This window comes from Pseudomonas sp. PA-6-3C (assembly GCF_021605825.1).
Classification (GTDB): Bacteria; Pseudomonadota; Gammaproteobacteria; order Pseudomonadales; family Pseudomonadaceae; genus Aquipseudomonas; species Aquipseudomonas edaphica.
This window is the reverse complement of sequence record NZ_WKDV01000002.1, coordinates 192470-206769: the sequence shown is the minus strand read 5'-3', so window position 1 is coordinate 206769 and position 14300 is coordinate 192470. Positions and strand designations below refer to the sequence as shown.

The window sequence follows — 14300 nt, the reverse complement described above, 5'->3', positions numbered from 1 at the left end:
ACCAAAAAGTGATGTTGGCTGACACTCCGCTATCGCAGGCAAGCCAGCTCCCACAATTGATGTGTGTTGGGCTTGAGAGAGAGTGTGTGTCTCAAGTCCACCAGTAGCGCACAAGGTGGAAGAAAATCGGCGCGGCGAAGCACACCGAATCCAGGCGATCCAGCATCCCGCCGTGGCCTTCGATCATGTGCCCCCAATCCTTCACGCCCCGGTCGCGCTTGATCGCCGACATCACGATGCCGCCGGCGAAGCCCAGCAGGTTGATCAGCAGCGCGATCAGGAATGACTGCCACGGGTTGAACGGCGTGGTCCACCACAGCGCCGCGCCGATCAGGGACGACAGCAGAATCCCGCCGACAAAGCCTTCCACGGTTTTGGACGGCGACAGGTTGGGCGCGATCTTGTGTTTGCCGAACAGCTTGCCACACACGTACTGCAGCACGTCCGACAGCTGCACCACGATCACCAGGTAAGCGATCAGCAACAGGTTGCGGCCCTCGTAGGCGGGAATGTCGAGCGTCAGCAGGGCGGGCACGAACGACACGCAGAACACCGCGATCATCAGGCCCCATTGCACCTTCGACGCACGCTCCAGAAAGTGCGTGCTGTCGCCGCCCAGTGAGGCGAGGATCGGCAGCAGCAGGAACACGTACACCGGGATAAAGATCGAGAACAGCCCGTACCAGTCGGCGTAGATCAGCAGGTATTGCAGCGGCAGCGCCAGATAGAACGCCGCCACCAGCGCTGGGTAATCGCTGCGGCGGGTGGGCGTGAGGGTGAGAAACTCGCGCAGGGCGTAGAACGACACCGCGTAGAACAGCAGGATCACCGCGCCGGTGCCGAGCCAGAAGGCGATGCCGATCACCACCACCATCACCCACCAGGCATTGATGCGGGCGTTAAGGTTGTCGACCACCGCATTCGGTGTGCCACGGGTGCGCAGTTTGAGGATCAGGCCGATCAGCGAGGCGAGCACCAGAATCGCACCGATCCCGCCGAACAACATCAGGGTTTGGCTATCCATGTCAGACATGCTCCGGGGCGAGGGCAAGCAGGGCATCGCGGGTGCGGGCGAGGAAGGCGGATTTGTCTTCACCGTCTTCCAGTTGCAGCGGCGCGCCGAAGCTGGTGGTGCACAGCAAAGGCAGCGGCAGTACGCGGCCCTTGGGCATGACCCGGTTGAGGTTGGCGATCCACACCGGAATCAATTCGGCCTGTGGGTAACTTTTGGCCAGGTGATACAGGCCACTTTTGAACGGCAGCAAACCGTCCTCCAGGTTGCGCGTACCTTCGGGAAAGATGATCAAGGAATCGCCGCCTTCCAGCGCGGCCAGCATCGGCTGCAAGGGGTTATCCACAGGGTCTTTGCGCTCACGGTCGATCAACACGCCGTTGAACACGCGGTTGATGATGTAGCGGCGCAGTGCGCTTTGGTTCCAGTAATCACTGCCGGCCACCGGGCGCGTGAATTTGCGCAGGTTTTGCGGCAACGACGCCCATAACAAGACGAAATCACCGTGGCTGCTGTGGTTGGCGAAGTAGATGCGCTGCACCGGCACTGGTGCGCAGCCCAGCCACAGGCTGCGGGCGCCGGTGACGGTGCGGGCCATCGAGGTAATCAGGGTGGCGACCACGGGTTCGAACATGGGGATTCCTTATCCGGCGAAAGGTAGCCAAGGGCTGGCGAGGATGACGGCCAGGGTCAGCAGCGCTTGCGCGCCCAGCAACCAGGCTTGTTTACGCAGCAGTTTGAGCGCGCCGCGACGGCGTTCGATCCAGGGCCGGCCGGCGCGTTTGGGCGATTGCAGGCCGAGGGTCTGCAAGGCTTGGTCGAGATCGGCCGTGCGCTCGGTGTCGCGGGCCAGCAGGGCGAACAGGTCGGCGTCGAAGGCCACGCGCAAGGCCCAGTACTTTTGCAGCAAGCCAAGAATAATCATCCACAGGCTGAGCAGCAGGCACAGGGTCGAAACGCTGGCCAACAGCAACTGTGCGAGGCCAAATAACACGCCAGCCACGGTCAGGCCTGTGGATAACTGATCCAGCGAACGGCCACGGCGCAGCAGGCTGGCAACGACCTGAAGTTCCATATCAGCGGGCATGGGGCAAACCCTCCAACGCTTTACGGTGAGCAGGATGCAGGACCACTTCGGCCCGTGCTGTACGAATAATAGCCAGTGCCTCGTCGACCGTTGCGGCGCGTCCGCTGTGCAGCAGCCACGCGGCGGCGGCGGTGGCGCTGCGTGAGTAGCCGAGGGCGCAGCACACCAGCAACGGGCCGTTTGAACGCAGGCGTTCAATGGCTTCGGCGGCTTGCTGGCACTCGGCGGGAGACGGGGCAATCAGGTCCAGCACGGGCACGCATTCATAGGCGCGGCCCTGTGGATTAATCGGCAATTCGGCGCACAGATCGACGATAGCCTTGAAGGAACCTTGCTCGCCGTTGGCAGGAATTCGACCAAGCCAGACGTTATCCACAATTTGGTCAGGCTGTGGATGTTTACGTGTCCACAGCCTGGAATTTATCCACGCAGCCGCTAAATAGGGTGCATACAGCCAGCGCGCGGCAGGAGTGAGCCGGCCGTCTTTGCGCTTCTGGAAGCCCGACGCGCCGAGTACAAAGTAGTTCGCCTTGATCAAACCCAAGGAAACCGCTGGCCAAAGCAGCCACAACCACCCGCCGCGCAGCACCAAGGCCAGGATTACCAGCACTAAAGCGCCGAGGCCGTAGCGCATGCCCAGTCGCCATCGTTTTGTGTCCCGCGTCAGCCGTGCATTCAACAGCGGGCTTGGATGTTCCACCGGCCACAGCCACACACACAACCAACCGGCCAGGGCGCCTGTGGGTAAGTCGATAAAGTGATGTTGATAAGTGGTCAGCACTGAAATACCTATCAACGCAAACCAGCCATGCACCAGCCAACGCCAAAACCCTTGGGTGTGGCGCTGATACATGACCCACAAAATCACCAGCAGCGCGATATGCAGCGACGGCGCCTGGTTAAAGGGTTTGTCGAACCCGGCCAGCACTGCAAACAGCCAGCCGAATACGCCATCCAGCTCCGGCCGTTCAAAGGTGAAACGCAGCGGCCAGATCAAAAAGCAGCTCACGGCAATGACCTGCGCACTGAGCAGGCGCAACGCGTGTTGTTTCAGCTCATGGCGAGTATTGGGCAGTAGCAGTGAAAACCCGTACAGCAGGTCAATGGACCAGTAGGGCACGATGGTCCACGCCCAGAACGGCATATGGGTTTCCCAGCCGAACACCAGCGTGCCCACATCGCTGCGCTGGCTGGTGACCCAGGTGGCAAAGCCGTAGGTGCTGAAAAACAGCGGCGCCAACAGCAATAGCCACAGGACTGCGGGTTTCAATAAACCGGGTTCGCGCATGCTCAGATCTTCTGTGCCAGGGACACGGTGAAAATGCCCCACTCATCCACACGCTGGGTGATTTTGCGAAAGCCCGCCGCCTCGACCAATTGATCCATCTCTGCCTGGCTGCGACGGCGCATTACCCAGGCCTGGCCCTGGCGATGGCTGGTCAACGCGCGGGCGATCAGTTCCAGTTGCGGGTGCCACGGCTGGCCGGTGTAGACCAGGTACCCGCCGGGCTCCACCGCTTCGGCAAGACCGGCCAGCGAACCGCCGACCATGCCGTTATCGGCAAACAGCTCATACAGGCCGGACACCACTGCCAGGGTCGGCTTGGGCGTCAGTGCCGCCAAGTCTGCTCTATCAAATGCATCGCCTTTCACGAACTGCGCGATGTCCCCCAGACCTTTTTCACGAATCAGCGCGCCGCCGTCACGCACGTTGATGTCGCTGTAGTCGCGCAGCAGGATCGATTCCGGCAGCGGCGAAACGCCTTGCAAGGCTTCAAGAATGTAGCGCCCGTGGCCGGCGGCGATATCGACGATGCGCACCTCGCGATGTTCATCGCGCAACCTGGCCATGGCCAGCCGTAGCAGTTCCTCGACGTTCAGCTTGCGCTGGCGAATGCCGCGCCAGCCGATGGAGTTGAGGTAGTTGGTGTCGATCATCCGCCCCAAGCCGCCCTTGCCGGTGGGCGTGTTGCGGTACACGTAGTCCAGGGTGCTGCCGGAGTCGAAGCCGGTGTCGAAACCCAGTTTCACCCCGTCCGACAGGTTCTTGCCCAGGCCCATGCTGGCGCGGGTGATGCGCCAGTACAGGTCGCGCAGGGAATTACGCGGCAGCGGCGCGGCGAGGGCTTCTGATTCGGCGCACGTGGCGCCGAGTTTGTCGGCGTCGAGCAGGGCCGCGCGGTCCAGCGGATGGGCGAAGTTCTGCAGGATAAAACGCCGAGCGCTGCTTACGGCCGTGGCGCGGTCGCGCTCGCCGAGGGTGTCGTGGAAAAAACCGGGCAGGATGTGCAGCTCTTTTTTCAGGCTGCCAAGCCGGTCGAAAAATTGCTGCTGGGGTTTGCGGTGCACCACGAAGTCGGAGCCGGAGATGAGCAATTGCGTCGGCACCTGGATCGCCTGGGCATCGGCGACTACCCGGTCGGCGGCTTCGTACAAACCGAGCAGCACATTCACCGAAATCGCTTTGGTGATCAGCGGGTCGCTGTCGTAGGACGCGACGCGCTCAGGGTCATGGCTGAGGAACTTGGCCTTGACGTAGCTGTTGACGAAAAAGTTGCCGCGAAACTTGCGCATCAACGCCAGCCCAGGCCGGGCAAAGGGCACGTACAGCTTGACCTTGAACGCCGGGGAGGCGAGCACCAGTGCGCGGATTTTTGGCGCGTAGTCGTGTACCCAAGTGGCCGCGATCACCGCGCCGACGCTTTGGGCGATAACGGCGAAGTTTTGTTCTTCTATGCCGTAAGTGGCGCCGATGTGTTCGCAGAAGGTCTGCACGTCGCGGGCGCTGGTGGCGAAGCTTGGGCTGTCACCGCGGGCGCCCGGCGATTGGCCGTGGCCACGGGCGTCCCAGGCAAAGAAATCGAATTGCGGCAGGTCGAGTTCATCGACCAGGTGGGCAATACGGCCCGAATGCTCATGGCCGCGATGGAACAGCAGGATCGCCTTGCGCGGCTCGTCGCCCGCAGGCGCAGTGGCCGGCCAGTGCCGATAAAAAAGCTCGACGTCATCATGGGTACTGAAGGTGTGCTCTTGCTGTTCGCGCATCGCAAAAATCCTTATGCAATCGGAGAGGTTTCTTGTTGTTCTTTGAGGCCCTGACGCACCCGGTTGACCAAGGTGTAGGCGAGCAGGGCAGCGACCAGCCACATCACCGCATCGACCCAGCCCGCGCCGAGCCAGCCCAACGCCACGCCAGTGGCGAGCACACCGAGCACGAACGCACGATCACTTTTGCCCATCGGCCCGTCATAGCGCCGTGAGACACCCACCATCGGCCCCAGTACACCGGCGTATTCGCTGAACACGGCGAGCAACGCCACCAGCAGCACCGGCGCCAGGCTCACGCCCGGAATCAGCGCAAAGGGCAGGATCAAGGCGCTGTCGGCGATCACGTCACACAGTTCATTGAGGTAGGCGCCCAGGCGTGATTGCTGGCCGAATTCGCGCGCGAGCATGCCGTCGATGGCATTGAGGGCCATGCGCAGGATCATCCACAGCGGGATCAGCGCAAACAGCCAGAGGTGTTGGGCAAAGCTGGCGATCAGCAGGCCGACCAGCAAGGAAACAACGCCGGCCAGCACGGTAATCTGGTTGGCGGTGGTGCCATTGTCGTAGAGACGCTGCACAAGAGGGCGCAGCAGGTTCTGAAAACGCGGTTTTAGCTGGTAGATCGAAATCATGACGCTTCCTTGTCCATGGGCCCGCGAAAAACTGTTTTGGAGTGTGCCGATTAATCTGTGCCTGCACCAGTGATGGCTTGTGTTTCTGGGGGTTTAATCACTTTCCAGAGAGCACCACAGAATAAATGTGGGAGCTGGCTTGCCTGCGATGGGCATAGGTATCTACACAGCCGGTTGACACGAAATCTGTGGCAGGTGAGCCGTTGTGGCGAGCAGGCTTGTCCTGCGTTGGGCTGCGAAGCGGCCCCAAACCCAGACACTGAGTACTTTCAGGAAAATTGCAGTGCCTTCACTGGGGCTGCTTCGCAGCCCAACGCAGGACAAGCCTGCTCGTCACAGGAGAAAGTGGCGGCCTTCAAAAGTTGTGTAGATATCTATGCTGCGATGGCGGTGTATCAGGCCAACCATCAAAAACTGGCAGACCGCTATCTCGGGCAAGCCCGCTCCCATAGGGGATTTGCGCTGTTTTCGGACAAAAATTTCACGCTGCGTGTTATATCGTAACCAATTGTGTGTAGCGGACGTTAAGTGGATGCAAGTGGATCTGGAAGCTGACGGCGCTTCGGTTGAAGGCCTTCCGCGTTTTCAACAAGGGTTGTTCCATGCCCGCAGATTGCGCCAGGCGGGCATCAGCCTGACCGCCCTGGCCTTGGCCGGTTGGGTGCTGGCGCTGTTCGTGGCACTGTTTGCGCCGCTGTCGATCTGGCCGGTGGTGCTGATCAACTGCGCGTCGGCCTTGCTGGTGCTGGTGGCCGGGTTGCAGTCGGCGTGGTGGGTGGCGGATTGGCGCGCCCAGGCGCTGGAAACGCCCACGGCTGAACTGATCGAAGCTCCCGACGAAGAGGTTGGCGCGCTTGCACGGGCGATCAATCGGTTTGGCAGCGGTGTGCTGGCACAGATTGGCGCGCCAGTGGTGTGGCTGTGCGGCTGGTCGTTGCTGGCGCTGATCAGCATCATTGAGTTCTGGAACCTGGCCTTGCCCGCTGCCGCGGTGGGGCAATCGGCGAGCATCGGCGCGGCGGTGGCCCTGGCGTTGGCCTTTGGCTTGCTGGTGTTCGAGCGCCGCTTGGCCCAGGAAACCGCCGCGCAATGGCCGGAAGCGTCACAGCTGGCGCAGTTGAGCCGCGTGGCGATTATCAGCCTGGTGGTCAGTGCGATCTGCCTGCTGTTTGCCGGTGCCGAATCCGTGTGGCCGCTGCGTCTGGCTGTGTTGACGGGGCTGTTGCCCGCGCTGGTGGCGCTGGAGTTTCTGCTAAGGGGCGTGCTGTCACTGTTCAGCCCGCGCCAGCCGCGCCTCGAACCGCGCTTGATGGCGCAAAGCTTTATCGCGGGCCTGCTGCGTTGGCCACCCCAACCTTTGCTGGCGTTGCAGCACGAATTGCACAACCGCTTTGGCATCGATCTGCGTCAGATCTGGGCGTTTACCTACATGCGTCGGGCGTTTTTGCCGGTGCTGCTGGTGGTGCTGGCGGTAGGCTGGGCGCTGACCGGCGTGCACGAAGTGCCCCTGCAAGGCCGTGGGATTTATGAGCGCTTCGGCAAACCCGTGCAGGTTTTCGGGCCTGGCTTGCATGCCGGGTTGCCTTGGCCATTGGGGCGCGTGCTGAGCGTGGAAAACGGCGTGGTGCATGAACTGGCGACCAGCGTCAGCGAGGCCGCCGCACCGGAGTTGGCCTCGGCGGAAGGCCCGGCGCCGCTCATCGCCAATCGTTTGTGGGACGCCAGCCATGTGAATGACAAGTCCCAAGTGATCGCCAGCAGCAGCGGCGACAAGCAGAGCTTCCAGATCGTCAATATGGATGTGCGTTTCGTCTACCGCATCGGCCTGACGGACAAGGCTGCGCTGGCCGCCACCTATAACAGCGCGGATATACCGACGCTGATTCGCAGCACCGCCAGCCGCATCCTTGTGCATGACTTTGCTTCGCGTACCCTCGACGAATTGCTCGGTGAGCAACGCACCAGCCTCGCCGATGAAGTGGGTCGCGCCGTGCAGGCAGACCTGCAAAAGCTCGACAGCGGCGTGGAGATTTTGGCCACGGTCGTAGAAGCGATTCACCCACCAGCCGGTGCTGCCAACGCTTATCACGGTGTGCAGGCGGCACAAATTGGCGCCCAGGCGCTGATCTCCCGCGAACGCGGGGCTGCCAGCGAGCAAACCAACCAGGCGTTGTTGCAAGCCAGCACTGCTCGCGATCAGGCGGTGGCCACTGCCCGTGAAGTAAACGCGGGCGCCCAGGCGGCCGACCTGCGTTTTACCGCCGAACAAAAAGCCTACGCCACTGCGGGTCGTGCCTTTGTGCTGGAACAGTACCTGGGCCAACTCAGCCAAGGCCTGGCCCACGCCAAGCTGCTTATTCTGGATCACCGCCTGGGCGCCGATGGCGCGCCGACGATCGATCTGCGTTCTTTTACTTTGCCGGCCGACCCGATGGCGCCGCGTAAAGCCGTTCAATAAGGAGTCTGTCTGTTGAGCGCTCATTCTCACGATCACGGTCATCACCATCATCATGGCCACCACCATCACCATCATGGCGACGAACAGGCTGCTGGCCCATTCCCATGGCGGCGCATGGCCTGGGCGGTATTGCTGGTGTTGTTTGCCGTTGCTGCGGCGAGCCTGGTGCAGGTGCGCTCCGGTGAAGCCACGGTGATTACCCGCTTCGGCAACCCGGCGCGGGTACTGCTGGAGCCGGGCCTGGGCTGGCGCTGGCCGGCGCCGTTCGAAGCGGCGATCCCGGTGGACTTGCGCCTGCGCACCACCTCCAGCGGTTTGCAGGATGTGGGCACCCGCGATGGCCTGCGCATCATCGTGCAGGCCTACGTGGCGTGGCAGGTGCAAGGCGATGCCGACAATGTGCAGCGCTTTATGCGTGCGGTGCAGAACCAGCCTGATGAAGCGGCGCGGCAGATTCGCACCTTCGTCGGCTCGGCGCTGGAAACCACCGCTGCCAGCTTTGACCTGTCCAGCCTGATCAACACCGACGCCAGCCAGGTGCGCATTGCTGATTTTGAAGCACAGCTGCGCCAACAGATTGATCAACAATTGCTCACTACCTATGGCGTGCGCGTGGCGCAAGTGGGTGTCGAGCGCCTGACGTTGCCTTCCGTCACCCTGACCGCCACCGTCGACCGCATGCGTGCCGAGCGCGAAACCATCGCCACTGAACGCACCGCCGTGGGCAAGCGTGAAGCGGCGCAGATTCGCTCCGCTGCCGAGCGTGATGCGCGCATCGTGCAGGCCGATGCCACGGTGAAGGCCGCTGATATCGAAGCCCAGTCGCGGGTTGAGGCAGCGCAGATTTACGGGCGTGCCTATGCAGGCAACCCGCAGCTGTACAACCTGCTGCGTTCGCTCGATACCTTGGGCACGGTGGTCACGCCGGGCACCAAGATCATCCTGCGCACCGATGCTGCGCCGTTCCGTGCACTGGTAGACGGGCCTAAGGACGTTCAGCCATGACCGAGCGTGACGGCCCGGACAGCCCGTGGATCCAGGCCGGGCGTCTGACCTTCCTGGCGTTGTACGCGGTGACGGTATTGGCGGCGTTGGCCTGGGCGTTTTCGAATGTGCGCCAGATCGACCCGCAGAACCGCGCCGTGGTGTTGCACTTCGGCGCGCTTGACCGCATCCAGAACGCCGGGCTTTTGCTTGCGTGGCCGCAGCCCTTCGAGCAAGTGGTGCTGTTGCCGGCGGCGGACCGTGTGATCGAGCGGCGAGTGGAGAACTTGTTGCGCTCCGAGGCGGCGATCCAGGCCGACCGCGTGGCCAGTTTTGCCACGCCCTTGAGTGACGCGCTGGCCGGTTCCGGTTATTTGCTGACGGGCGATGCCGGCGTGGTGCAGTTGGATGTGCGGGTGTTTTATAAGGTCACCGAGCCTTACGCGTTTGTGTTGCAGGGCGAGCACGTGCTGCCGGCCCTGGATCGGCTGGTGACGCGCAGCGCGGTGGCCCTGACCGCCGCGCGCGACCTGGACACGATTCTGGTGGCGCGCCCTGAACTGATCGGCACCGACAACGGTGCCGCCGAGCGCCGTGAGCGGCTGCGCGGTGATCTGGTGCAAGGCATCAATAAACGCCTGGCGCAGCTGGCTTCGACGGGGTTGGGCTTGGGCATCGAAGTCACTCGCGTCGACGTGCAATCAAGTCTGCCAGGCCCGGCCGTCAATGCTTTTAACGCCGTGCTGACGGCCAGCCAGCAGGCCGACAAAGCCGTGGCCAATGCGCGCACCGAAGCGGAAAAGCTCACCCAGACCGCCAACCAGGAAGCCGATCGGCTGGTGCAGGTTGCCCACGCCCAGGCCAGTGAACGCTTGGCCAACGCCCAGGCGCAAACCGCGACCGTCGCCAGCCTGGCTCAAGTCAAAGACCCTGGCTTGTTGCTGCGTCTTTATCGCGAGCGCTTGCCGAAGATTCTGGGCCAGGCAGGTTCTGTGACCACCGTCGACCCTAAAGACGACTCCCGCTTGATCATTCAGGGAGCCGAGCAATGAGCGCACCCATGTTGACCTCCGCCGAGCAGCGCAGCGCTGCCCGGCAATTGACCCTGGCCATGCTGGCTCTGGGTTTACTTGTGCTCGGCCTGGTCTGGCGCTGGCTCGCGCCGGACCAGACCGGTGTCAGCCAATTACTCCTCGGCGTGGCGTCCTTGCTGGTGGCCGTGCCGGTGATGCGCTCGGCCTGGTACAGCCTGCGTTACCCCAGCCTGCATGGCATCACCGACCAATTGATCGCCCTGGCGATGCTCGGTGCCTGGGCCACCGGTGATCTGCTGACCGCCGCGTTGTTGCCGATCATCATGATCTTCGGCCATGTGCTGGAAGAGCGCAGCGTGATCGGCTCTCAGGAAGCGATTCACGCCCTGGGCAAACTGACCCGCAGCCATGCGCGGTTGGTGCAGGCCGATGGCAGCATTATTGAAGTGGATAACGGCACGCTGAACACCGGCGACATTGTCGAAGTGCGCGCCGGTGATCGCGTGCCCGCCGACGGCGTGGTGCTGTCGGGCCAGGCGAGCCTGGACACGGCGCCTATCACCGGTGAGTCGGTGCCGCTGGAAGCGAGCGTCGGTGTGCAGGTGTTTGGCGGTGCGATCAACCTGGATGGGTTGCTGCGCTTGCAGGTGACCCGCACCGGCGATGAATCGACCTTGGGTAAGGTCATCGCCCTGATGCAAAACGCTGAACGCTCCAAGCCACCGATCACGCGGCTGCTGGAGCGTTACGCCGGCAGCTATATGGTGCTGGTATTGCTGCTGGCGGCGGTGACCTGGTTTGTCACCAATGACGCTCAGGCAATGTTGGCGGTGTTGGTGGCGGCGTGCCCGTGTGCCCTGGTGTTGTCGGCGCCGGCCACAGCGATTGCCGGGATTGCGGTGGCGGCGCGCCATGGGATTTTGATTCGCAGCTCGGCGTTTCTGGAGGAGTTGGCGGACCTGACCTCGTTGGTGGTCGACAAGACCGGCACGCTCACCTTCGGCACGCTGCGTTTGCAGTCCATTGAAACCACAGCGCCGGATCGGCAGGTGTTGTTGAATCTCGCCGCCAGCCTGGGTTCGGCCAGCAGTCACCCGGTCAGCCGTGCGCTGGCCGGTTTGGCCACGCAAGAGCAAATGCTGGTGCTGACGGATATTCACGAACGCCAGGGGCTTGGCGTCGTGGCGCAAACCGGGCAGGGCGAGGCGGCGCTGGGGCGACCGGAGTTGTTCGAGCAGTTGGGTATTGTCACGACGACAGTCCCGAACCATGACGGCCCGATTGCCGGGCTGGCCTTGAACGGGCAGTTCCTGGCCTGGCTGTTGCTGGCTGACAGCGTGAAGCCGGAAGCACGCCAGGCGCTGCAAGAGCTGCGCGACCTCGGTTTGGGCCGTCAACTGCTGCTGACCGGCGACCGCCAGAGCGTGGCCGACAGCCTGGCGCTCGACGTAGGTATCAGCGACGTCGAAGCGCAGGCTTTGCCGGAGGACAAGCTCAACCGCGTGCTGGGGGAAATTGGCAGCGGTTTCCGGCCGATGGTCGTCGGTGATGGCATTAACGATTCCCTGGCGCTCAAGGCGGGTGTGGTCGGTGTCGCCATGGGCGCCGGCGGGGCGGACATCGCCCTGGCATCGGCGGACGTGGTGTTGATCGGCAGCGATCTGCGTCGCCTTGGCACCTGTGTGCGCTTGAGCCGCCAGTGCCGACATACGTTGCAGGTCAACGTGATCATCGGCCTGGGCTGGACGCTGGCCATCGTGGTGTTTGCTGCTTTTGGCTGGCTGGGCGCAGCAGGCGCAATGATCGCGGCGGTGTTGCATAACCTCAGCACCCTGCTGGTATTGGGTAATGCCGGGCGTTTGCTACGCTTCCAGGAGCCGCTTTTGAAGCTGGATGAATAATTTTCAGAAATATTTGCACACAGCTGTAACGCCAGTGATGGACCTCACTCTAGTGGTATGTCGAGACTGAACAATCCGTTCAGACCGATTCCACTACCGATCATGAGGAATACAAAAATGAACTTTAAATCCGCTGCTGCTGGTGCCGCCCTCGCAATGGCCGCCGCTACCATGTTTGCTGGTGTTGTCACTCAGGCTCAAGCCGCTGACACCGCTGTGCACTGCTACGGCATCAACGCTTGCAAAGGCCAGAACGATTGCAAAACCAAGGACCACGCTTGCAAAGGTCAAGGTTCGTGCAAAGGTCAGGGCTTCAAGGCTATGGCCAGTGCAGACGCTTGCACCAAGGCTGGTGGCAAAGTCGGCGAATAACCGGCAACGGGTGCAACCGCAGCGGACGCCCCCCGCCGCTGCGGGCACTTTGCCCAGGAGTGTGTGATGTCCGCTTCCCTTACAAGTCTGGGTTACGGCCTGGGTTTACGCAGTGAGTACTACCAGCAGATCCTTGAACAGTCGCCGGCCGTGGATTGGTTCGAAGTGATCTCCGAGAATTATCTGGTCCAGGGTGGTAAAGCCTTGTACTACCTGGACGCGATAGCCGAGCGTTATCCCCTGGTGATGCACGGTGTGTCCCTGTCCATCGGTGGGCCGCATGCCCTCGATAGCGATTACCTGAAACAAATCAAACAACTTGCCGAGCGCATTCAGCCCGCGTGGATCTCCGATCACCTGTGCTGGAGCCGCGGCAGTGCCCATCAGTTGCACGATTTGCTGCCGCTGCCTTACACCGAAGAAAGCCTTTACCACGTGGCTGCCCGCGTGCGCCAAGTGCAGGATGTGTTGCAGCGCCCATTGGTACTGGAAAACGTCTCCAGCTATGTGCGCTCCAAGGCCGATGAATTTACCGAGTGGGAATTCCTCAATGCCCTGGCCCATCTGACCGGGTGCCAGCTGCTGCTGGACGTGAACAACGTGTATGTCAGCTCGCGCAACCACGGGTTTGATGCCTGGACCTTTATCCGTAGTTTGCCGCCCGAGAGTATCCGCCAGCTGCATTTGGCCGGGCATATGGACTACGGCGACTATGTGGTCGATACCCATGACCATCCAGTGTGCGACCCGGTTTGGGCGCTTTATCAGCAGACGCTTGAGCATCTGGGGCCGGTGTCGACCTTGCTGGAACGCGATGACCATTTCCCACCGTTCGAAGAACTGCTCACCGAGTTGAGCAAGGCCCGTGAACTGGGCGCGACCGCCTTGGCCCGGAGGTCGTTATGCGCTTGACCGATTGGCAGTTGGCTTTTGAGCAGCACTTGTTATCTGAAGACTCAGCCGCCAACAGTGGCTTCGCCGCGACCTTGCTGGGTGGGCCGACCCTGGATGTGGACACGGGCCTGGCGATTTATCACAACGCCTACCTGTCGCGCTTGCAGGAAGTACTGCGCCATGACTTCGGTGCCATTTGGTATTGGCTCGGCGATGATGAGTTCGCATTACTGACAGAAGCCTATTTGCGCCGATATCCCTCCGCCCATTACAGCCTGCGTTGGCTGGGGGAGCGGTTCCCGGCGTTTATCGTTGAGCACCTGGTGGCTGAGCAGAGCGCGCCGCTGGCTGAGCTGGCGCGGTTGGAATGGGCGTTTACCCTGGCGTTTGATGCCCCGCAGGGTGAGCCGCTGGCCCTTGCTGATATGGCGCAATTGGCGCCTGAAGACTGGCCTGGGTTGCAGGTGAACCTGGCACCTTCGGTGCAGCAGATGCTGTGTCACTTCAATACCGTGGCAATCTGGCGGGCGAGCAAGGATGAGTCGGACTTTCCCGACAGCCACGCGTTGGAGCTGGCGCAGATTTGCCTGGTATGGCGCCACCAGAACGTATGCCATTACCGCAGCCTGGAGCCAGCGGAAGCCAGTGCCTTGGCGGGAATGGTGACCACCGGCTGGAATTTTTCAGAACTGTGCGAAGCGCTGGTAGTCACTTATGCAGAGGGTGCGCCACTGCAGGCGGTGACATGGCTGAAACAGTGGATTCAGGACGGTTTGCTCGAGCGCCGAGCCCCATAGAAGAAGGCTATTAAATCGATAGCCTCCTACTTTGTCTTCTGATGGTCTACCCTCATTCCAGACGTCTGAAACAAGGGGGGA

At 62.0% G+C, this 14300-nt stretch carries 13 protein-coding genes; 7 read left to right on the top strand and 6 right to left on the bottom strand.

What is annotated here, in order from left to right:
* Positions 1–91: 91 nt before the first annotated feature.
* Genes GIW48_RS02765 through GIW48_RS02740 form a run of 6 tightly spaced genes read right to left on the bottom strand, consistent with a single transcriptional unit; the run spans position 92 to position 5779 of the window.
* Positions 92–1024, bottom strand: coding sequence for a phosphatidate cytidylyltransferase (locus GIW48_RS02765; RefSeq protein ID WP_236460342.1), 933 nt, complete (start codon positions 1022–1024; stop codon positions 92–94).
* A gap of 1 nt (position 1025) precedes the next feature.
* The gene (locus GIW48_RS02760) at positions 1026–1646 is read right to left on the bottom strand and encodes a lysophospholipid acyltransferase family protein (protein WP_056860933.1); all 621 of its coding nucleotides are present in this window, start codon (positions 1644–1646) and stop codon (positions 1026–1028) included.
* A 9-nt stretch (positions 1647–1655) separates the two neighbouring features.
* Positions 1656–2099, bottom strand: coding sequence for a hypothetical protein (locus GIW48_RS02755; RefSeq protein WP_176992473.1), 444 nt, complete (start codon positions 2097–2099; stop codon positions 1656–1658).
* Positions 2089–3387, bottom strand: a complete 1299-nt coding sequence (locus tag GIW48_RS02750) for a phosphatase PAP2/dual specificity phosphatase family protein (RefSeq protein ID WP_236460341.1) — start codon at positions 3385–3387, stop codon at positions 2089–2091. The genes GIW48_RS02755 and GIW48_RS02750 overlap by 11 nt, the downstream gene beginning before the upstream one ends.
* A gap of 2 nt (positions 3388–3389) precedes the next feature.
* Positions 3390–5144: a bifunctional alpha/beta hydrolase/class I SAM-dependent methyltransferase gene (locus tag GIW48_RS02745; protein WP_236460340.1), complete on the bottom strand. Its 1755-nt coding sequence runs from the start codon at positions 5142–5144 to the stop codon at positions 3390–3392.
* Between the two features lie 11 nt (positions 5145–5155).
* Positions 5156–5779, bottom strand: a complete 624-nt coding sequence (locus GIW48_RS02740; protein ID WP_236460339.1) for a CDP-alcohol phosphatidyltransferase family protein — start codon at positions 5777–5779, stop codon at positions 5156–5158.
* 532 nt (positions 5780–6311) lie between these two features.
* Here GIW48_RS02740 and hflK (GIW48_RS02735) point away from each other — a divergent pair.
* The 7 genes from hflK (GIW48_RS02735) to GIW48_RS02705 all read left to right on the top strand — a co-directional run bounded on the left by hflK (GIW48_RS02735) (position 6312) and on the right by GIW48_RS02705 (position 14219).
* Positions 6312–8237: a protease modulator HflK gene (gene hflK / locus GIW48_RS02735; protein WP_138450388.1), complete on the top strand. Its 1926-nt coding sequence runs from the start codon at positions 6312–6314 to the stop codon at positions 8235–8237.
* Between the two features lie 9 nt (positions 8238–8246).
* Positions 8247–9242 carry a protease modulator HflC gene (gene hflC / locus GIW48_RS02730; RefSeq protein WP_170037021.1) on the top strand — a complete coding sequence of 332 codons (996 nt, stop codon included), beginning with the start codon at positions 8247–8249 and terminating at the stop codon, positions 9240–9242.
* Positions 9239–10273, top strand: a complete 1035-nt coding sequence (gene hflK, locus GIW48_RS02725; RefSeq protein WP_138450390.1) for a protease modulator HflK — start codon at positions 9239–9241, stop codon at positions 10271–10273. Before hflC ends, hflK (GIW48_RS02725) begins: the two co-directional genes overlap by 4 nt.
* The gene (locus tag GIW48_RS02720; RefSeq protein WP_058421072.1) at positions 10270–12156 is read left to right on the top strand and encodes a cation-translocating P-type ATPase; all 1887 of its coding nucleotides are present in this window, start codon (positions 10270–10272) and stop codon (positions 12154–12156) included. The genes hflK (GIW48_RS02725) and GIW48_RS02720 overlap by 4 nt, the downstream gene beginning before the upstream one ends.
* Positions 12157–12273: 117 nt before the next feature.
* Positions 12274–12528, top strand: coding sequence for a BufA2 family periplasmic bufferin-type metallophore (gene bufA2, locus GIW48_RS02715; protein ID WP_017135097.1), 255 nt, complete (start codon positions 12274–12276; stop codon positions 12526–12528).
* A gap of 66 nt (positions 12529–12594) precedes the next feature.
* Positions 12595–13440, top strand: a complete 846-nt coding sequence (bufB, locus tag GIW48_RS02710) for an MNIO family bufferin maturase (RefSeq protein ID WP_017135096.1) — start codon at positions 12595–12597, stop codon at positions 13438–13440.
* The gene (locus tag GIW48_RS02705) at positions 13431–14219 is read left to right on the top strand and encodes an HvfC/BufC N-terminal domain-containing protein (RefSeq protein WP_099550217.1); all 789 of its coding nucleotides are present in this window, start codon (positions 13431–13433) and stop codon (positions 14217–14219) included. Before bufB ends, GIW48_RS02705 begins: the two co-directional genes overlap by 10 nt.
* Positions 14220–14300 lie beyond the last annotated feature (81 nt).